Origin of the sequence: Streptosporangium amethystogenes (assembly GCF_000721075.1) — a bacterium.
Taxonomy (GTDB): domain Bacteria; phylum Actinomycetota; class Actinomycetes; order Streptosporangiales; family Streptosporangiaceae; genus Streptosporangium; species Streptosporangium amethystogenes.
Map to the genome: position 1 here is coordinate 161,677 of NZ_JOEQ01000024.1, position 19,504 is coordinate 181,180.

The window sequence follows — 19,504 nt, forward strand, 5'->3', positions numbered from 1 at the left end:
GCCCGCCGCGCGTCGGCGCGGCGGGCCCACCCTGCCGTGAAAGGCACCGCTCAGGCCGGCTCCTCCGGCGCGGAGGCGGAGCCGGGAGCACCCGCCGCCTCCTCGACCAGGTCGTGTGCCACTCCGCCGCCCAGATAGGCGGCCTGCACGGCCGGGTCGTTGAGCAGCTCGTCGGCGGGCGCGCTCTTGACCACCTTCCCGGTCTCCAGGACGTAGGCGCGGTGGGCCAGTTTCAGCGCCTGCTGGGCGTTCTGTTCCACCAGCAGCACCGTGGTGCCCCGGCGGTTGATCTCCTCGATGATCGAGAAGATCTGCTGCACGATCAGCGGCGCCAGACCCATCGACGGCTCGTCCAGCAGGAGCAGCTTGGGCTTGGCCATCAGCGCGCGGCCGATGGCGAGCATCTGCTGCTCACCTCCGGACATCGTGCCGCCCATCTGGGTCCTGCGCTCCTTCAGGCGGGGGAAGAGCTCGTAGACCTCTTCCAGGTCGGCGCTGAAATCACCCGAGCGGGTGTAGGCGCCCATGAGCAGGTTGTCCTGCACCGTCATGCCCGGGAACACGCCCCGGCCCTCGGGCGCCTGCCCCAGACCCGCGACGACCCGCTGGTGGCCGGGCATCTTGCTGATGTCGTTGCCGTCGAAGGTGATGTTCCCCGACGACAGCGGGCGCAGGCCCGAGATCGTCTTCAGGGTGGTGGTCTTGCCCGCCCCGTTCGCCCCGATGAGCGTGACGATCTCGCCCTCGTTCACCTCGACCGAGATGCCCTTGAGCGCCTCGATCTTGCCGTAGTGGACATGGATGTCCTTGACCTCAAGAAGCATCGGCGGGAGCTCCCAAATACGCCTCGACGACCCGGGGGTCGGTCCGCACCTCGTCCGGCAGGCCATCGGCGATCTTCTGGCCGAAGTCCAGCACCGCGATGCGGTCACTGATGCCCATGATGAGGCTCATGTCATGCTCGATGATCAGAATCGTCCGCCCGGCGTCGCGGATGTCCCGGATCAGCTGCTGCAACGCCACCTTCTCCGCCGGGTTCATTCCGGCGGCGGGCTCGTCCAGCAGCAGTAGCTTCGGGTTGGTCGCCAGGGCGCGGGCGATCTCCAGACGGCGCTGGTCACCGTAGGGCAGGTTCTTGGCGTGGTCCTGCGCGCGGTGCGAGATGCCGACGAAGTCGAGCAGCTCCATCGCCAGCGCGCGCCCGTCGCGCTCGGCTTTGCGGTGCCAGGGAAGCCCCAGCGCCACGCTGACCATGCCCGACCTGTGGTGCGCGTCCGCGCCCACCATGACGTTCTCGATGGCCGTCATGTTGTGGAACAGACGGATGTTCTGGAACGTGCGGGCGATACCCCGCTTTGTGATCTTGAAGCGCTTGACGCCGCTGATCTTCTCGTCCAGGAAGCGGACCTCGCCTTCGGTCGGCTGGTAGACCCCGGTCACCACGTTGAAGACCGTGGTCTTGCCGGCGCCGTTCGGACCGATGAGCGCGAAGATCTCCCCTTCCTTGATGGTCAGGTCGACCTCGCGCAGCGCCGTGACACCGCCGAACCGCATCACGAGGCTCCGCAGCTCCAACATGGTGCGGCCGCTCCGCTCCGCCTGTGCCACCTCCGAGGTCACAGTGGCCGGATTCACCTCGGCGCTCACTTGGAAGCCACCTCCTCAACCTGCGAATCGGGCCCGGGAACCTCGGCCCCGAGCGTACCCATCCCGCCTGTTCCCTCCTGCAACTCCGCCTTGCGTTGACGCGACGGCAGCAGTCCCTCCGGACGGAAGATCATCAGCGCCACCAGCACCGCGCCGAAGATCAGCATGCGGTACTCCTGCAGACCACGGAACCGCTCGGGCAGCCAGGCCACCAGGAAGGCGCCCAACATGACACCCGGCAGGTTGCCCGAACCACCCATGACCACCGCGGCCAGGATCGTCGCCGACAGCAGGAACTGGAAGTCGTTCGGGTTGATCGAGATGGACTTCGCCGCCCACAGCACGCCCATCGCGCCACCGATGGAGGCACCGATCGCGAAGGCGAGCAACTTGAAGCGGAACGTCGGCACGCCCATGACCTCGGCCGCGTCCTCATCCTCACGGATCGCCGCCCAGGCACGTCCGACCCGGCTCTTCTCCCAGCGCTTCACCAGGATGATCACGATGACGGCCAGCGCGACCAGCAGGTAGTAGTAGGGGTGCGTGTTCAAGTTGCCGTACTTGAAGGGATCCACCCCGAACACCTCGGAGAAGTTCACCCCGAAGAGACTGAAGTCCTCGATGCTCGGCGGGTGCGGAATGCCGCGGATGCCGTTCGGGCCACCGATCTCGTCGGTGTTGCGGGCGGTGATACGAATGATCTCACCGAAGCCCAGCGTGACGATCGCCAGATAGTCACCGCGCAACCGCAGCGTCGGAGCGCCCAGCGTGAGACCCGACAGGGCACAGATCCCGATGCCGACCACCAGGATGAGCCAGAAGTTCCAGCCCAGCCGGGTGCCGATCAGCGCCATCGCGTAACCGCCCACCGCGTAGAACGCGACGAAACCCAGGTCGAGCAGACCCGCCTGACCGACCACCACGTTCAGGCCGATCGCCAGGACCACGTACGTCCCGATCGGGAAGAACAGGATGGTCGCCCAGTCGGTGTAGGGCGACATGATAGGGGCGAGACTCTCCGAGGGCAGTAGCAGCGCCCCGACGATCAGGAGCACGTACAGCACCCAACGCTGCCAGCCGGGAGTGCTCAGCCAGCGATCGTGCACGGCGTCGCCGAAGCGGCCAAGACCATCGCGGAAACCTGCCAGGGGATTCTTCTGGTTCATGCGCGCGCCTGCTGGAGTGATTCACCGAGGATTCCGGTGGGGCGGAACATCAGGACCAAGACGAGGATGGTGAAGGAGATCACGTGCTTCCAGTCGGACCCGAAGAAGATGGCTCCGTAGTTCTCCACCAGCCCCAGCGTGATTCCACCTACCAGGGCGCCACGCAGGTTGCCGATGCCACCCAGGACCGCCGCGGTGAACGCCTTGATACCGAAGAGGAATCCGACAAAGTAGTGCGTGTTCTCGTACGAGATCAGATAGAGGGCACCCGCCACACCGGCCATGCCGCCGCCGATGAGGAAGGTCATCCGGACGATCCTGTTGATGTCGACGCCCATCAGCACGGCCGCCTCGGGGTTCTGCGCGGTGGCGCGAATACCCCGGCCGATCTTCGAGCGGTTCACCAGGGCGTCCAGCGCGATCATCATGCCGATCGCCGCGAGGATAACGAATATCTGGTCGATCCGGACGGGGTGCCCGAAGATCGAGAAAAGCTCGCTCCGCTCCATCAGCCGGGGCAGAGCCATCTGGATACGCCCCTGCTCCGGACGGTTGAAGACCTCCGGGATCACCAGGAGCGCGAACAGCTCCTGAAGGAAGATCGAGGCGCCGATGGCCGAGATCAGCGCCGCCAGCCGGGACGCGCCGCGCTTGCGCAGCGGCCGGTAGGCGATCCGCTCCAGCGCGATCGCGGTACCCGCCGAGGCGAGCATGCCGGCCAGGATCATCGCCACCACGACACCGACCAGCGCGATGCCGGTGAGCGGAGAGTTGATACCGAACACGAACGGCACCAGCATCGCACCGAACGTACCGATCATGAAAACTTCTGAATGCGCGAAGTTGATCAGCCGCAGCACGCCGTACACCATGGTGTAGCCGAGCGCGATCAGGGCGTAGATCGAGCCGAAGGCCAGGCCGTCGATCGTCGCCGGCCAGAACTGATTGATGAAGTCATTGAGCACTAGGGTTTACCACTTCTAGCGGGGGTCGCCTGCACTTCCGGGTAGCACACCGCCTCCAGCAGAACCTCGTGGACTCTCTGGAAGTACGTGAGAAGCGGGAACGCACTGCGCGTTCCCGCTCCTCACGCGCCGACTACCTAATCTCCTTCAGCGCCGGACTAACCCAGCTTGGCCTCGTTGGCCTTGCCCAGCAGGCCGATCGCGCCATCCTTGACCTGGTAGATGTAGATGTCCTTCGCCGAGACCTCACCGTTGGCCTCGAACTTGACCTGCTTGGAGACACCCGCGAAGTCCACCGTGGCGATGAACTCGTTGATCTTCTCGGCCGTGGTGTTGCCCGCCTTGATCGCCTCGACGAAGACCGTCGCGGCGTCGTAACCCTCGGCCGCGTAGATGGCCGGGTCCGCGCTGTAGGCGGCCTTGTAGGAGTCGGCGAACGCCTTCACCTTGGCGTCGGTCACATCCGGGGTCGCGATGTAGCACGGGCAACCGACCAGCGCGCCCTCGGCGTTCGCGGCACCGGCGCCGTCGATCAGACCCTTGTCCAGCGAACCGTCACCGGACAGGAACTTCGCGTCCTTGACACCCTTGTCGCGGAGCTGCTTGAGCAGGTTGCCGCCCGCGGCGTAGTAACCACCAAAGAAGATCGCGTCAGGCTTGGCGGCCGCGACCTTGTTCACCACCGAGGAGAAGTCGCTCTCGGTCGGGTCAAGCGAGTCGGTCGTCAGCTTCACGCTCTTGGCCTCAAGCGCGCTCTTGACCGCGTCGGCCAGCGGCTTGCCGTACTCGGACTTGTCGTCGATGACGAAAACGTGCTTCGCGGCGAGACCCGTCGCGATGAAGTCACCGATACCGGGACCCTGAACGTTGTCACTCGGCAGCACGCGGTGCCAGTACTTCCAGCCGTTCGCCGACAGCGCGGCGTTGGTGGCGGACGCCGAGACGCTCGGCAGCTTCGCCTCCTCCAGCACCGGCGCCACCTGGGCGGACTCACCGGAGAACGCGGGACCGATCAGACCGACGATCTTGTCGGTCTTGATAGCCTGCTGGGCCAGGGCGACCGCCTTCGACGGGTCCGCCTGGCTGTCGTACTCGACCAGCTCGATCTTCACAGCCGGGTTGGTCTTGTTGTACTCGTTGATGACGAGCTTCGCACCGTTCCGGGGGGGAATCACGATGCCGGCATTGGCACCGGTCAGGTCCCCCATGAAGCCGAGCTTGATGGTACCGGGGGCGGCAGCACTGGAGCCACCCTCAGCCGGCGTGGCTTCCGTACCACCGTCACCGCAGGCAGCGAGACCGAGGGTGAGCGCCACACCGGCGGCAAGCACTCCACCGAGGCGTGCAGTCTTAGGCCGCAAGGTTGCCTTCCTTTCGCCCGTTCCCTCGTCAGGACCGGGTTCACAGATGCCCTTCCCTGGCGGGTGGCCAGGGGGTTGTGTCGGTTAGTACAGCCAGCCGATGTCACGGGTCGATACAGGACGGCCCGCCGTTACCGTTTCTTTATAACACCGATCCTTTTCGGCTATCAGCCGCAAAAGCCGTGGTCACTGGCAACCTCGCCACCCCCACGGCCATCGCCCCGGCCCTCAGACAAGCCCACATCGCCTCCCCCGCGAGCCACACCCCCGACAGGCACAGGCTTCCAGAAACAGGCGGAGAGTCCGATTCAGGGCTCCTCCGCCCCCATCTCGGCGCCGCCCCCACCCCGGTCCGCGTCCGCGACCACGAGCTGCGCGACCTGCCGCATACTCAGCCTGCGATCCATCGACGCCTTCTGAATCCACCGGAACGACTGCGGCTCACTCCACCCGTGCCGCTCCATCAGCAGACCCTTCGCCCGCTCCACCAGCTTGCGCGTCTCCAACCGCTCGGAGAGCGTCCCGACCTCCCGCTCCAGCGCGGCGATCTCCTGGTGCCTGCTGACCGCCATCTCGATCGCCGGCACCAGATCCGACTTCGTGAACGGCTTCACCAGGTACGCCATCGCACCGGCGTCCCTCGCCCGCTCCACCAGGTCACGCTGCGAGAAGGCCGTGAGAATGAGACACGGCGCGATCCGCTGCGACACGATCTGCTCGGCCGCCGAGATCCCGTCCAGGATGGGCATCTTCACATCCAGGATCACCAGGTCGGGCCGCTGCTCCATCGCCAGCTTGACCGCCGACTCCCCGTCCCCGGCCTCCGCGACGACCTCGTATCCTTCTTCCTCTAGCATCTCCTTGAGGTCGAGACGGATCAGTGCTTCATCTTCCGCGATCACCACTCGCCGCTGCGTACTCACGAGCAAGAGAGTACCGACGTCCGCTAGATTGGGACCACGCGAGTTGCCGAGAGCGATCTACTTCTAGGTAAGCTCTTAGCTGGCACAGCAGAATCTAGCTGGCACAGCAGAATCCGGACAAGTCCGGAAATATGCCCCGATAGACCAATCGGCAGAGTCGATGGACTCAAAATCCATTCAGTGTGGGTTCGAATCCCACTCGGGGCACAGTCAGCTGAGCCGGTCGACGAGATCGACCGGCTCAGCCACTTTCAACGCGATCTGTAGTTACCCGAAAACTGTCGGTAGCGCTTGGCATGGTGGTCCCATGCACCCCCGCGAAACCGTCGACCGCGCTCTCCACCTCTCGACGCTCGGCCTCATCGACCGACAGGTCGCCGAACTCTGCAACGTCTCCATTGGAGCGGTCCAGAAATGGCGTACTGGTTCACGACGCACCAATGACTTCGAAGATGAAAGACGGCATCGCTGCTGTCCTCGGTGCCACGGCCGCAAGTTCGACTCCCAGGCCTACGCTTACCTTCTCGGTCTGTATCTGGGCGATGGTCACATCCTTCTGGGCAAGAAGGGGGTATACCAGCTGTCACTCGCTTGCTGCGCCACATGGCCGGGTCTTACCGAGGCAGCGGGCGCGGTCCTATCGGCAGTCATGCCAACCTCATCAGTGAGTTACAGGACACTGTCCGGATATATCGAAGTAAAGAGCTATTCCAAACATTGGGCATGCCTATTTCCTCAGCATGGCCCGGGGCGCAAGCACGAACGCAAGATTGAGCTGGAGCAGTGGCAGCGGGAGATCGTTGATCTACATGCCGCAGATTTCGTACGTGGTCTGATGCACTCCGACGGCTACCGAGGCATGAACCGTGTGCGCCGCCACTTCAATGGCAGTGATCGCTGGTACGAATACCCGCGTTACCTATTCAGCAACGAGTCCACAGACATCCTCGCACTCTGTGGCGAAGCGCTGGACACGCTTGGGGTGGAATGGCGATACAACAAGCCCAACCAGCTCTCCGTGGCCAAGCGGGCCGCTGTTGAGCGGTTGGACGAGTTCGTGGGGCCGAAGTACTGAGGTGGCCCGGTGAGGGGCGCCCCGGTGGGCGAGTAGGTTGCTCGCAAGACGGTGTGACGGAGGGGGATGCATGGGAATCGTGGAGAACGGCCAGGCGGAGCTGAGCGGTCCCGGTGCCGGGCGGGTGTGCCTCCCGGAGGAGGTGCTGCTCCGCGGGCACGGGGTGGTGCTCCGGGAGTGGGAGGACGGCGATCTGGGGGCGATGGTGAAGCTGTTCGACGACCCCGAGGTGGCGTACTGGACGCCGCTGGTCTCGCCGTTCGATCCGCAGGCGGCACGGGCCTATCTGGACCGGGCCCGGCAGCGGCGGGCGGCCGGGGAGCGGCTGCAGTTGGCGATCACCGTGGACGGGGGTGAGCCCGCAGGTGAGGTGTTGCTGATGTTGAGCGGTCTCGGCCTGGATGTCGCGGAGATCGGTTACAGCGTGGGGTCCGCCTTCCGAGGGCGGGGGCTGGCGCGGGGGGCGGTGCGGGTGATGACGGAGTTCGCCCGTGACACGGTCGGGGTGTCGCGGCTGCTGCTGGAGATCGAAGCGGGTAACGCGGCGAGTGTGTCGGTGGCCCGCTCGGCGGGGTACCGCCTGACGGACGCGCCTCCGGTGCCCGCTGAGGAGAAGGGCCGGCCGATAGCGCTGCGGACGTGGGAGTACGAGGGGACCGGGTGAGGTGCCGTTGAGGATGGGGTTGGCGGCTCCGGCCGGGTGACGAGGAGACGCCCGTGCGGTGAGGGGTGGATGATGGTGCCCCGGGCGGCGGCGGGTACGAGCCAGGGAGGAGACTGTCGGTGCACGTCCGGCTCGGTCACGACAGCCCACCTTCCTCCATCTCGGCAGGAGAATCATGAGCACACTCGCTGACAGGACCATCGCGGCCCTGCGTACCACCCATGACGAGCTGGCGGCCTTCGTCCGCGGCTTGGACGCCGCCGATCTCGATCGGCAGTCGGGCGCCTCGGAGTGGACCGTCGCCCAGGTGCTCAGTCATCTTGGCAGCGGCGCCGAGATCGGCCTGGCGACGTTGCGGGCGGCGCTGGGCGGTCAGGAGACTCCGGGCCAGGATTTCAACCACGGGGTGTGGGACCGCTGGAACGCGAAGGATCCTGAGGCGCAGGCCAAGGATTTCCTCGTCGCGGACGCGGAGATCGTCTCGGCCTTCGAGGGGCTTGACGCGGACGCCCGCGAGCGGCTCCGGGTCAGGCTGGGTTTCCTGCCGGCGCCCGGCGATGTCGCTCTGGTGGCCGGGATGCGGCTGAACGAGGCCGCGCTGCACTCCTGGGACGTGATGGTCGCCTTCGATCCGGCGGCCATCGTGGCGCCGGACACGGCCGGGGTGCTGACCGATCTGTACTCGGGGCCGCTTGATTTCATGGTCGGCTTCATGGGCAGGCCCGACGCCATCGATCCGCGTCTTGCCACGACTCTCCGGGTCGAGACGAGTGACCCCGAGCGGGTGCTGGGTCTCACTCTGGGCGAGACCGTCGGCTTCAGTGAGGCCCCTGAGCCTGCTGACGTCCTGTCGCTTCCGGCGGAGGCGTGGGTGCGTCTGCTCGGCGGCAGGCTGGCTCCGGAGCACACTCCGCCGTCGGTGAGCGTCACCGGCGACGGCGTCTCCCTGGACGATCTGCGCCGGGTGTTCCCGGGGATCTGACGTTCGCCGGTCGTCGGGAGACACCCCTTGGAGACGGGTACGCCTGTTTCCGCATGTGCCGCACGGTTGCAGGTCAGGGGTTATATCTGAGCCAGTGCGCGGGTGATCACCCCAGGTCGATCGGGGTCGTATACGGCCACCGCCGGGGCGGTGGCCGTTCGCGCGTGTGTCGATCAGGTGGGGTTGGAGACCGCCGCCCCGATGGTGTGCACGCGCAGGGCGTTGGTGGAGCCCGCGGTGCCGGGAGGGGCGCCGGCCACGATGACGACCTTGTCGCCCTTCTGCAGGCGTGAGTGGGCCAGTAGCGCGGCCTCTACCTGGCGGACCATGTCGTCGGTGTGGTGGACGAACGGCACCTCGAAGGTCTCCACGCCCCAGGTCAGCGCGAGCTGGTTGCGGACGTGGCTGGCGGAGGTGAAGGCCAGCAGCGGGATCGGGGAGCGGTAGCGGGCCAGGCGGCGGGCGGTCTCGCCGGACATGCTGAACGCCACCAGCGCCTTGGCGCCCACGATGGCGCCGACCTCGGCGGCGGCGCGGGCGATGGCGCCGCCGGTGGTCTCCGGCAGCCGTTCGAGGCTGTGGGTGGCCTGGAGCGAGCTCTTCTCCGCGGTCGTGGCGATGCGGCTCATGGTCTCGACGACCTCGATGGGGTAGTTGCCGACCGAGGTCTCCCCGGAGAGCATGACCGCGTCGGCGCCGTCCATGACGGCGTAGGCGACGTCGGAGGCCTCGGCCCGGGTGGGGCGCGGTGCGGTGATCATCGATTCGAGCATCTGGGTGGCGACGATGACCGGGCGGGCCTTCTCGCGGCAGAGTTCGATGGCCCGCTTCTGCACGATGGGCACCTCTTCGAGGGGCAGCTCGACGCCGAGGTCGCCTCGGGCGACCATGATGCCGTCGAAGGCCTCGATGATCTCGGGGAGCCGCTCCACCGCCTCCGGCTTTTCGATCTTGGCGAGCAGTGGGAGGCGGATGCCCTCCTGCTCCATGATGTTGCGCACCACGTCGGCGTCGGAGGGACGTCTGACGAAGGAGAGCGCGATCAGGTCGAAGCCGGTGCGCAGGGCCCAGCGCAGGTCGGTCTCGTCCTTGTCGGTGAGGACGGGGGCACTGACCTTGACGCCCGGCAGGTTGAGGCCCTTGTTGTCGGAGATCATGCCGCCGATGATCACGCGGGTGGTGACGCGCTGGCCCTCGACCCGGGTCACCTCCAGGCGGACCCGGCCGTCGTCGACCAGGATGTTGTCTCCGGGGTGGACGTCCTTGGGGAGTCCCTGGTAGGAGGTGGAGACCTGCTCACGGTCGCCGGGGACCTCCTCTGTGGTGATCGTGAAGACGTCACCGAAGCCGAGGCGGACGGGGCCCTCTTCGAATTTGCCGACTCGGATCTTGGGGCCTTGGAGGTCGGCCAGCAGACCTACGCCACGTCCGAGCTCGGCGGCAGCCTCCCTCACCCTGTCGTAAACCTCCTTGTGCAGCTCGTGGCTGCCGTGGCTGAGGTTGAAACGGGCCACGTCCATCCCGGCCGCGATCAGCTCGCGGAGACGTTCGGGAGAGGAGGTGGCGGGGCCGAGAGTGCAGACGATTTTCGCGCGACGAGTCACGGATCCCACCCTAATTGGTACAGACCACTTGGTCGTGACGTTGGTCATGGCGGCGATGAAAAATTCGGTGACATCAACGCTACCCTCGGTGAACGGGAGGTTGCGAATCGCCCCTCGCCTCACGCTCACCGTGACCTTTCTCATCGAGGTCACAGATCCCCGCGTTCCCGGGCGACCGCGGGTTCCAGAACGTGGGCTCGGCCTGTCGCGAAAGCCGGGCCGTACCGGCGCCTTCTCTCTCCGTACCGTGACGTGTCCGGCGGGGAACGGAGGCGCGGATCACTCGTAGATGAGTTCCTCCATGACCAGTCCGGCGCCGATGCCCAGCAGCCAGACGTCCTTGACGAACGGGAGGCCCTGCTGGGTGGGGCGCAGGCCGCTCTCCTCCCGCATGCCCGGTGTCTTGAGGTAGAGCCCGAGCAGCCCTCCGGCGAAGGCGGTCAGCCCGGCGCCCGCCAGCAGCGAGGGCACCGCGGGGACCAGTAGTGCCGTACCCAGGGCGATCTCCGCGGCGGAGAGCAGTTTCACGAACCGCGTCGCTTCGATGTTCTTGAGGAACGGGTAGGTGCCCACCGCCATCCCGTGGACCCCCGCGGCGGTCTCCTCGTCGGCGGACCACTTGCTCAGCCCCGAGTTCAGGATGATCGCACCGGCGGCGGTTCGGGGTGGAATCTGGTGTGGACGCGCTAGAAGTCTCATGGATCCTCACAGTGACGAGATGGAGCCGGAAAACCGTTCTTCTTCCCCGGCCTGACCGCTCCACCCACCTGTTGATCCTCTTTTGAACACGACAAAACGAACATAACGGAGCGCCGTCTCCGTCGTGACACCCTTCCGCGGCCGGCGTTCCCATCGGATCCGCGGTGGGTGGCCGCAGTGGACCTGCGGCCGGGCTCTCCTGGATCCAGGGGAGCCCGGGCCCAGGTCGACCTCGATCTCTGTCACTGCGGCGCCTGACAACCGGGGGCGGCCGCTCCCCAGGAGAACCCCGACGTGGCCCTCGGGGACCTCGGTGCGGCCTCAGGGGGTGACGGAGGCCGCCTTGGCGGCGTCGACGATGCCGTGGCCGTAGAAGCCGTTGCGCGCCTTCGGACCCTCGCACTTGTGAACCTCGTCCGCCAGGAGGTCGATCTTGTAGACGTACTTGCGGGGCGAGGGGCAGGCCGTGCTCGTGGCGGTGGCGTACAGCAGGCGCTGGACGTCGGCGGGAGGCATGGTGAGGCCGCTCTTGTCCGGCTTGCCGAAGCGGCTGATCAGGATGGCGGCCACGCCGGTGGCGTGCGGGGCGGCCATGGAGGTGCCGACCAGGTACTGGTAGTAGGCGCAGACGTTGTCGCGGCACTCCCGAATGATTGATTTGTCCTTCGGCGTGCCGTCGGCGCTGATCCGTCCCTTGGCCCGCAGCGCGTTCTCCGGGGCGGCCGCCAGGATGCCCCTGGTCGGGTCGTAGAGGCCGCCGCCGTCGAACTCGTCGCCGCCGGGTGCCGACAGGTCGGTCTGCTCGATGCCGTAGTCGGAGTAGTAGGCCTTGCGCTTGCTCGGGCCGACCGCGGAGACCGAGATGACGCCCTTGGACTCGGCCGGGACGTTGAGGCAGGAGTTGTCGACCTTGCGGGTGCGCTCGGCCTCGTTGGGGTAGTCGGGACTGGTCTCGTCCGTCTTGGGCCTGCCGAGGTCGGTGGAGCCGTTGCCGATGGCGCTGATGAGGGTGACACCCCGCTTGCGGGCGTAGTCGAGGGCGCGCTGCATGCCGGTGATGACGCCGCGCTGCTCCAGTTGCTCGGCCTTGGAGTCGGCGGGGTTGGCCTTGCAGTTGAACAGCCACGGGTCGACGTAGAAGCTCATGTTGACCACGTCGATCCCGGCGTCCGCGGCGTAGGTGAGCGCCTCGATGCTGGGCTTGAGGAAGAACAGGCCGGAGTCCCGGCCGGCGCGCAGGTTCACCAGGGAGACCCCGGGGGCGACGCCGGCGACGCCCCGGCCGTTGACCGGCGAGGCGATGGTGCTGGCCACATGGGTGCCGTGGCCGTCGTCGTCCCAGTCGACCGGGTCCTTGCAGTTCTTGAACTCGCAGGGCCCGTCGAGGGTCTTGCCGTTGGGGTCCTTGGGCCGGTCGGTCACGAAGTTGCGGCTCAGGGCGTAGTTGAAGTTGGGGGCGATGTCGGGGTGCCTGCCGTCGATGCCGGTGTCGATGACGCCGACCAGCACCTTCTTGCTGCCGGGGGCGGTGGCGTGGGAGCCGTCCGCGGTGGCGCCGATCATCTTCATGTCCCACTGCCGTTCGGCCAGCGGCTCGGAGGTGCCGATTCCGGATTTCCGGATGTCCGGGGTGCCGCTCTGCCCGAAGGCTCCGGAAGGGGGAAGGGCCGCGGGAATCGCGGTGGCGGAGCCGATCCTGCGGTCGGAGGAGACGCCCACGACGGCGTCGCTGCCGGCGAGGTTCTCCACGAACCGGGAGCCTGGACCGCTGGCGACGACATAGCCGAGCCGCGTCTCGGTGGACAGCGCGGTGCCGCCGCTCGCGTCGATCGCGTCGATCGCGCGGTCATGGGCGCCGTTGGCGTAGAAGACCAGGTACTCGCGGGCCTGGCTCGCGACCGTGGTAGCCCCGCCGTCCAGGGCTCCCGCCGTGAGAGTGGCCGCCAGGGCGAGAACCGCTCCCGCGCCCGTCAGGCTTCTGATCCCGCGTCCCATCGATCCTCCGCACCTGGCCTGATCACGAAAATTTATCCTTCAGGGATACGCACGACAAAGCGAACTCAATATCCGCTCTGCCCGTTTTTCCGCGAAGGGGTCAGTGAAACAGCCGATACACACGGCGTTCCCGGGTGCGGCGCCGCACCCGGGAACGCCGTGACGTGCTCATATCGGCCGTGACATAAACGGACCAAATACAACCTACTCAGTGTTCAGACCGGCTGTGCTCAGACCAGTGGCCTCGCGGTCGGCGGGATCGCCACCGGCAGGGCCGTGGAGCCGGTGAGATAGCGGTCGGCGGCCGAGGCGGCCGAGCGCCCCTCGGCGATCGCCCACACGATCAGGGACTGGCCGCGGCCCATGTCCCCGGCGACGAAGACGCCGTCGACCGAGGACATGTAACCCCTGTCCCGGGCGACGTTGCCCCTGGCGTCGAAGAACTCACCCTCGGCGACCTCGGCGAGCTCGGTGAGCAGGCCCTTCTTCTCCGGTCCCACGAAGCCCATCGACAGGGTGACCAGCTCGGCGGGGATCTCCCGCTCGGAACCGGGCACCGGCTTGAACCCGGCGCCGGGGCCCTCCACCTCGACCAGGCGCAGTGCTTGGACGTTGCCGTCGGCGTCGCCGACGAACTCGGTGGTGGAGACCGCGTAGACCCGGTCGCCGCTGCCGTCGGCCAGCTCCTCGTGGGCGCTCTCCATCTTGAACAGGATGGGGAAGGTGGGCCACGGCTGGCTGCCGGGGCGCTCCGCCGGGGGCTGGGGCATGATCTCCAGCTGGGTGACCGAGGCGGCCCCCTGCCGGATCGCGGTGCCGATGCAGTCGGCACCGGTGTCGCCGCCGCCGATCACGACGACATGCTTGCCCTCGGCACTGATCGGCGAGACCGGGAAGTCACCCTCCTGGACCTTGTTGGAGGGCGGCAGGAACTCCATCGCCTGGTAGACGCCCTTCAGGTCGCGCCCGGCGACGGGCAGGTCCCGCCACTGGGTCGCGCCGCCGGCCAGCACGATCGCGTCGAACTCCGCACGCAGCCGCGCCGCCGTGATGTCGACTCCGACGTTGACCCCGGTACGGAACTCGGTGCCCTCGGCCCGCATCTGGGCGAGCCGACGGTCGATGTGCCGCTTCTCCATCTTGAACTCGGGAATGCCGTAGCGGAGCAGGCCGCCGATCCGGTCGGCGCGCTCGAACACCACCACGTCGTGCCCGGCGCGGGTGAGCTGCTGCGCGGCGGCCAGGCCCGCGGGACCCGAGCCGACGACCGCGACTCGCTTACCGGTCTTCGAGGCGGGGGGCTGGGGGGTGACCCAGCCCTCGTCGAAGGCGCGGTCGATGATCTCGACCTCGACCCGCTTGATCGCGACCGGGTCGGAGTTGATACCGAGCACACACGCCGCCTCGCACGGAGCCGGGCACAGGCGGCCGGTGAACTCCGGGAAGTTGTTGGTGGCGTGCAGGCGCTCGATGGCCTCCTGCCAGTCGTCCCGGTAGACCAGGTCGTTCCACTCGGGGATCAGGTTGCCCAGCGGGCAGCCGTTGTGGCAGAACGGGATGCCGCAGTCCATGCATCGTGCCGCCTGCTTGGTCAGTGTGGGCTTGGGGAAGTCCTCGTAGACCTCCCGCCAGTCGCGGATGCGGACGTCCACCGGGCGGCGCGCCGGCAGCTCGCGTCCGTGCGTGAGGAAACCCTTGGGGTCGGCCATCGGTCGTACCTCCCTTATCCCTGAACAGCCTGAGCGGTGTGAACGGTATGGGTGAGCGCGGACATCGGCCTCACCCCTGGACCGCGGCGATCATGACCGCCTCGTCGATGTCACGGCCCTCCAGCCGGGCGGACTCGGCGGCCCGCAGGACCCGCTTGTAGTCCGTCGGCATGATCTTGCCGAACCGGGACGGGTCCCAGTCGGCCAGCAGCGACTTGGCCACCGTGGAGCCGGTCTCGGCCAGGTGCGTCTCGACGATCTCGCGCAGCACCTCGGAGTCGGCCTCGTCGAGCTCCTCGATCTCCACCATCTCGCGGTTGACCCGCTCGACGTCGGGATCGAGCAGGTAGGCGATGCCGCCCGACATGCCGGCCGCGAAGTTGCGGCCGGTCGGGCCGAGGATGACCGCCTTGCCGCCGGTCATGTACTCGCAGCCGTGGTCGCCCACGCCCTCGACCACCGCGGTGGCACCGGAGTTGCGGACGCAGAACCGCTCCCCCACCACGCCGCGGATGAACGCCTCGCCGGAGGTCGCGCCGTACAGGCCGACGTTGCCGGCGATGATGTGCCCCTCCAGCGGGGCCGCCTCGTGCGGCTGGACCGAGATCCGGCCGCCGGACAGGCCCTTGCCGACGTAGTCGTTGGCGTCGCCGGTCAGCCGCAGCGTGACGCCCCTGGGCAGGAAGGCGCCGAAGGAGTTGCCCGCGGAGCCGGTGAAACGCACGTCGATGGTGTTGTCGGGCAGGCCTGCGCCGCCGTACCGCTTGGTCACCTCATGACCGAGCATGGTTCCGACGGTGCGGTTGACGTTGCGGATGGGCAGTTCGAGGGTGACCCGGGAGCCGTCCTTGAGCGCGCCCTCCGCGAGCTGGATCAACGTGTTGTCCAGCGCCCTCGCCAGCCCGTGGTCCTGTCCCACCACGCGACGGAGCGAGGCTCCGGTGGGCAACTCGGGCTGGTGCAGGATCGGCGCCAGATCAAGACCGGCGGCCTTCCAGTGGTTCTCCGCCGAGGTGGTGTCCAGCAGCTCGGCGTGGCCGACGGCCTCCTCCAGGCTGCGGAAGCCCAGCGCGGCGAGATACTCGCGGATCTCCTGGGCGACGAACTCGAAGAAGTTGACCACGAACTCGGGCTTGCCGGTGAACCTCCTGCGCAGCTCGGGGTTCTGGGTGGCGACGCCGACCGGGCAGGTGTCCAGGTGGCAGACACGCATCATCACGCAGCCGGAGACGACCAGGGGCGCGGTGGCGAAGCCGTACTCCTCGGCGCCGAGCAGCGCGGCGATGACCACGTCGCGGCCGGTCTTGAGCTGGCCGTCGACCTGGACGGTGATCCGGTCGCGCAGGCCGTTGAGCAGCAGCGTCTGCTGGGTCTCGGCCAGCCCGAGCTCCCAGGGGGCGCCCGCGTGCTTGAGCGAGGTCAGCGGGGAGGCGCCGGTGCCCCCGTCGTGGCCGGAGATGAGCACCACGTCGGCGTGGGCCTTGGACACGCCCGCCGCGACCGTTCCGACGCCGACCTCGGCCACCAGCTTGACGTGCACGCGGGCGGCGGGGTTGGCGTTCTTCAGGTCGTGGATGAGCTGGGCGAGGTCCTCGATGGAGTAGATGTCGTGGTGCGGCGGTGGCGAGATGAGGCCGACGCCCGGGGTGGAGTGCCGGGTCTTGGCGATCCACGGGTAGACCTTGTGGCCGGGCAGCTGGCCGCCCTCGCCGGGCTTGGCGCCCTGGGCCATCTTGATCTGCAGGTCGTCGGCGTTGACCAGGTACTCCGACGTCACGCCGAACCGGCCGGAGGCCACCTGCTTGATGGCCGAGCGGCGGGCCGGGTCATGGAGCCGCTCGGGGTCCTCGCCGCCCTCACCGGTGTTGGACTTGCCGCCCAGCCGGTTCATCGCAATGGCGAGCGTCTCGTGCGCCTCCATCGAGATGGAGCCGTACGACATGGCTCCGGTGGAGAACCGCTTGACGATCTCGCTGACCGGCTCGACCTCGTCGATCGGCACCGGCTCGCGGACACCGTCCCTGAGCCTGAACAGGCCGCGCAGCGTCATCAGCCGCTCGGCCTGGGAGTCCACCAGGCCGGTGTACTCCTTGAAGATCTCGTAGCGGCGCGAGCGGGTGGCGTGTTGCAGCTTGAAGACGGTCTCGGGGTTGAACAGGTGCGGCTCGCCCTCGCGGCGCCACTGGTACTCGCCGCCGACCTCCAGACGGCGGTGGGCGTTCTCGGCCCGGGGGTAGGCGTGCCGGTGGCGCAGCGCCGCCTCCTTGGCGAGGACGTCGAAGCCGACACCGCCCAGCCGGGAGGTGGTCCCGGTGAAACAGACGTCGACGACCTCCTGGCTCAGGCCGAGCGCCTCGAAGATCTGCGCACCGGTGTAGGAGGCGACGGTGGACACCCCCATCTTGGACATGACCTTCAGCACGCCCTTGCCGTACGCCTTGATGAGGTTGCGCACGGCCTTGTGCCTGTCGACCCGCAGCGCACCGGAGTCGACCATGTCCTCGACGGTCTCGATGGCCAGGTACGGGTTGACCGCACCCGCGCCGTAGCCGATGAGCAGCGCCATGTGGTGCGCCTCGCGCGCCTCGCCGGTCTCGATGACCAGGCCGACCCTGGTGCGGGTCTTCTCGGCGATCAGGTGGTGGTGGACGGCACCGGTGAGCAGCAGCGACGGGATCGGCGCCAGCACGTCGGAGGAGCCCCGGTCGGAGAGGACGATGATCCGCGCCCCGCTCTCGATCGCCTCGGAGACCTCGGCGCGGATCTCCTCGATACGGCCGAGCAGTGCCTCGCCACCGCCCGCGACCTCGTACAGGCCACGGACCACGTGCGGGCGGAAGCCCGGCAGCGCGCCCTCGTCGTTGATGTGGATGATCTTCGCAAGCTCGTCGTTGTCGATCACCGGGTAGGGCAGCACCAGCTGGCGGCAGGAGGCCGGGCCCGGGTCGAGCAGGTTGCCCTCGGGGCCGATGGTGGTGGCCAGGGAGGTGACGAGCTCCTCCCGGATCGCGTCCAGCGGCGGGTTGGTGACCTGCGCGAACAGCTGGCTGAAGTAGTCGAACAGCAGCCGGGGCTTCTCACTGAGCACCGCGACGGGGGTGTCGGTGCCCATCGAGCCGATCGGCTCGGCGCCCGCCCTGGCCATCGGCGCCAGGATGATCCGCAGCTCCTCCTCGGTGTAGCCGAAGGTCTGCTGACGCCTGATCAGCGCCTCGTGCGTCGGGACCTCGTGCGCGCGGGCGGGCAGCTCCTCGAAGCGGACCAGCCCGGCGTGCAGCCAGTCGGCGTACGGCAGCTCGGCCGCCAGCTCGGCCTTGATCTCGTCGTCCTCGATGATCTTGCCGAGCTCGGTGTCGATCAGGAACATCTTGCCGGGCTGCAGGCGGCCCTTGCGGACCACGTCCTCGGGGGCGATGTCGAGCACGCCGGCCTCGGAGGCCAGCACGACCAGGCCGTCGGTGGTGACCCAGAACCGTCCCGGGCGCAGGCCGTTACGGTCGAGTACCGCGCCGACCAGGGTGCCGTCGGAGAAGGTGATCGAGGCCGGGCCGTCCCAGGCCTCCATGAGGGTGGAGTGGAACTCGTAGAACGCCCGCCGGGCGGGGTCCATCTCGGTGTGGTTCTCCCACGCCTCGGGGATCATCATCAGCACCGCGTGCGGCAGCCGGCGCCCGGCGAGGTGCAGGAGTTCCAGGGTCTCGTCGAAGGAGGCGGTGTCGGAGCCGGCCGGGTCGCAGATCGGGAAGAGCCGCGACAGGTCTCCCGGCAGGTTCGCGGTCCGCAGCATGGCCTCGCGGGCCCGCATCCAGTTGCGGTTGCCCTTGACCGTGTTGATCTCACCGTTGTGGGCGATGTAGCGGTACGGGTGCGCCAGCGGCCACGAGGGAAAGGTGTTGGTGGAGAAACGCGAGTGGACCAGCGAGATCGCGGTCTCGTAGCGCTCGTCGCTGAGGTCGGGGAAGAACTGCTCGACCTGCAGCGGGGTGAGCATGCCCTTGTAGACGATGGTCCGGCAGCTCAGCGAGGGGAAGTAGACGTTCGCCTCGTGCTCGGCCCGCTTGCGCAGGCAGAAGGCCAGCCGGTCCAGCTCCAGGCCGGTCTCGCCGTTGGGGGACGTCACGAACAGCTGGCCGAAGAACGGCATCACCGCGCGGGCGCTCGGCCCGGGCAGGTCGGGGGTGGTCGGCACGTCCCGCCAGCCGATGACCGTCAGGCCCTCCTGCTCGGCGATCTCCTCGATCAGCCGCACCGCCCCGGCGCGGGCCGACGCCTCGGCGGGCAGGAAGGCCGTGCCGGCGGCGTAGGCTCCGGCCACGGGCAGGGGGAAGTCCACCACCGTGCGAAAGAAGGTGTCGGGGATCTGGGTCAGGATCCCGGCGCCGTCGCCGGTGTCAGGTTCGCTGCCCTGTGCGCCCCGGTGATCGAGGTTGCACAGGGCGGTCAGTGCCTTCGCGACGATGTCGTGGCTGCGGCGGCCGGCCACGTCCGCGACCATGGCGACGCCACAGGCGTCGTGCTCGTGCGAGGGGTGGTACAGGCCTTGGGGCTCGGGAAAGCCGAGGTGGGCAGCGGGCATGGAATCCCTCCCGTCGTCTTGCTTCATTGGAACAAGCAAGGGACGACGTTGGCCCTGCTGCGTGGTGGGTAGAGGTTACCGTACCCTGCCGGATACCGGCCTACCCGGTCAGGTCACACCGATTTGGCGCCGATTCGC

14 protein-coding genes and 1 tRNA gene are annotated in these 19,504 nt (G+C 67.8%); 4 read left to right on the forward strand and 11 right to left on the reverse strand.

Annotated features, from left to right (window positions below):
- Positions 1–50 precede the first annotated feature (50 nt).
- From IG98_RS0129430 to IG98_RS0129455, 6 genes are all read right to left on the reverse strand, one after another.
- Positions 51–824 (reverse strand): ABC transporter ATP-binding protein, encoded by a 774-nt coding sequence (locus IG98_RS0129430; protein WP_037971566.1) that lies wholly within the window; start codon positions 822–824, stop codon positions 51–53.
- A complete protein-coding gene (locus tag IG98_RS0129435) occupies positions 814–1,647 on the reverse strand; it encodes an ABC transporter ATP-binding protein (protein WP_425428118.1) in 834 nt (277 codons plus the stop codon). Before IG98_RS0129435 ends, IG98_RS0129430 begins: the two co-directional genes overlap by 11 nt.
- Positions 1,644–2,813 carry a branched-chain amino acid ABC transporter permease gene (locus IG98_RS0129440; RefSeq protein ID WP_030919334.1) on the reverse strand — a complete coding sequence of 390 codons (1,170 nt, stop codon included), beginning with the start codon at positions 2,811–2,813 and terminating at the stop codon, positions 1,644–1,646. Before IG98_RS0129440 ends, IG98_RS0129435 begins: the two co-directional genes overlap by 4 nt.
- Complete coding sequence (locus tag IG98_RS0129445; RefSeq protein ID WP_030919336.1) at positions 2,810–3,778, reverse strand: branched-chain amino acid ABC transporter permease; 969 nt, start codon at positions 3,776–3,778, stop codon at positions 2,810–2,812. Before IG98_RS0129445 ends, IG98_RS0129440 begins: the two co-directional genes overlap by 4 nt.
- A gap of 158 nt (positions 3,779–3,936) precedes the next feature.
- Entirely contained in the window at positions 3,937–5,109 is a 1,173-nt protein-coding gene (locus IG98_RS0129450) for a branched-chain amino acid ABC transporter substrate-binding protein (protein ID WP_281178547.1), read from the reverse strand.
- A gap of 338 nt (positions 5,110–5,447) precedes the next feature.
- The gene (locus IG98_RS0129455) at positions 5,448–6,062 is read right to left on the reverse strand and encodes an ANTAR domain-containing response regulator (RefSeq protein ID WP_245651767.1); all 615 of its coding nucleotides are present in this window, start codon (positions 6,060–6,062) and stop codon (positions 5,448–5,450) included.
- A gap of 133 nt (positions 6,063–6,195) precedes the next feature.
- Between IG98_RS0129455 and IG98_RS0129460 the strand changes: the two genes are divergently transcribed.
- The 4 genes from IG98_RS0129460 (at position 6,196) to IG98_RS0129475 (ending at position 8,783) form a co-directional block, all read left to right on the forward strand.
- A tRNA-Leu gene (locus IG98_RS0129460) sits at positions 6,196–6,269 on the forward strand.
- Positions 6,270–6,369: 100 nt separating this feature from the next.
- The gene (locus IG98_RS0129465; RefSeq protein WP_030919343.1) at positions 6,370–7,137 is read left to right on the forward strand and encodes a hypothetical protein; all 768 of its coding nucleotides are present in this window, start codon (positions 6,370–6,372) and stop codon (positions 7,135–7,137) included.
- 70 nt (positions 7,138–7,207) lie between these two features.
- Positions 7,208–7,801, forward strand: coding sequence for a GNAT family N-acetyltransferase (locus IG98_RS0129470; RefSeq protein WP_084195744.1), 594 nt, complete (start codon positions 7,208–7,210; stop codon positions 7,799–7,801).
- A gap of 175 nt (positions 7,802–7,976) precedes the next feature.
- Positions 7,977–8,783, forward strand: a complete 807-nt coding sequence (locus tag IG98_RS0129475) for a maleylpyruvate isomerase N-terminal domain-containing protein (RefSeq protein ID WP_030919349.1) — start codon at positions 7,977–7,979, stop codon at positions 8,781–8,783.
- 173 nt (positions 8,784–8,956) lie between these two features.
- Here the strand turns inward: IG98_RS0129475 and pyk are convergent, their stop codons facing one another.
- The 5 genes from pyk to gltB all read right to left on the reverse strand — a co-directional run bounded on the left by pyk (position 8,957) and on the right by gltB (position 19,366).
- Positions 8,957–10,387: a pyruvate kinase gene (pyk, locus tag IG98_RS0129480; RefSeq protein WP_030919352.1), complete on the reverse strand. Its 1,431-nt coding sequence runs from the start codon at positions 10,385–10,387 to the stop codon at positions 8,957–8,959.
- A gap of 279 nt (positions 10,388–10,666) precedes the next feature.
- Entirely contained in the window at positions 10,667–11,086 is a 420-nt protein-coding gene (locus IG98_RS0129485; RefSeq protein ID WP_030919356.1) for a hypothetical protein, read from the reverse strand.
- 321 nt (positions 11,087–11,407) lie between these two features.
- Entirely contained in the window at positions 11,408–13,081 is a 1,674-nt protein-coding gene (locus IG98_RS0129490; protein WP_037971569.1) for a S8 family peptidase, read from the reverse strand.
- 230 nt (positions 13,082–13,311) lie between these two features.
- Entirely contained in the window at positions 13,312–14,790 is a 1,479-nt protein-coding gene (locus tag IG98_RS0129495; RefSeq protein WP_030919360.1) for a glutamate synthase subunit beta, read from the reverse strand.
- A gap of 70 nt (positions 14,791–14,860) precedes the next feature.
- On the reverse strand, positions 14,861–19,366 hold the full coding sequence (gltB, locus tag IG98_RS0129500) for a glutamate synthase large subunit (RefSeq protein WP_030919362.1): 4,506 nt from the start codon (positions 19,364–19,366) through the stop codon (positions 14,861–14,863).
- Between the last annotated feature and the right edge of the window lie 138 nt (positions 19,367–19,504).

Excerpts from the sequence above, each read along its gene's own strand:
- IG98_RS0129495 (WP_030919360.1), bottom strand. The coding sequence starts at position 14,790 with ATGGCCGACCCCAAGGGTTTCCTCACGCACGGACGCGAGCTGCCGGCG.
- IG98_RS0129440 (WP_030919334.1), bottom strand. The coding sequence starts at position 2,813 with ATGAACCAGAAGAATCCCCTGGCAGGTTTCCGCGATGGTCTTGGCCGC.
- IG98_RS0129470 (WP_084195744.1), top strand. The coding sequence starts at position 7,208 with ATGGGAATCGTGGAGAACGGCCAGGCGGAGCTGAGCGGTCCCGGTGCC.
- IG98_RS0129490 (WP_037971569.1), bottom strand. The coding sequence starts at position 13,081 with ATGGGACGCGGGATCAGAAGCCTGACGGGCGCGGGAGCGGTTCTCGCC.
- IG98_RS0129465 (WP_030919343.1), top strand. The coding sequence starts at position 6,370 with ATGCACCCCCGCGAAACCGTCGACCGCGCTCTCCACCTCTCGACGCTC.
- IG98_RS0129475 (WP_030919349.1), top strand. The coding sequence starts at position 7,977 with ATGAGCACACTCGCTGACAGGACCATCGCGGCCCTGCGTACCACCCAT.
- gltB (WP_030919362.1), bottom strand. The coding sequence starts at position 19,366 with ATGCCCGCTGCCCACCTCGGCTTTCCCGAGCCCCAAGGCCTGTACCAC.
- IG98_RS0129430 (WP_037971566.1), bottom strand. The coding sequence starts at position 824 with ATGCTTCTTGAGGTCAAGGACATCCATGTCCACTACGGCAAGATCGAG.
- IG98_RS0129485 (WP_030919356.1), bottom strand. The coding sequence starts at position 11,086 with ATGAGACTTCTAGCGCGTCCACACCAGATTCCACCCCGAACCGCCGCC.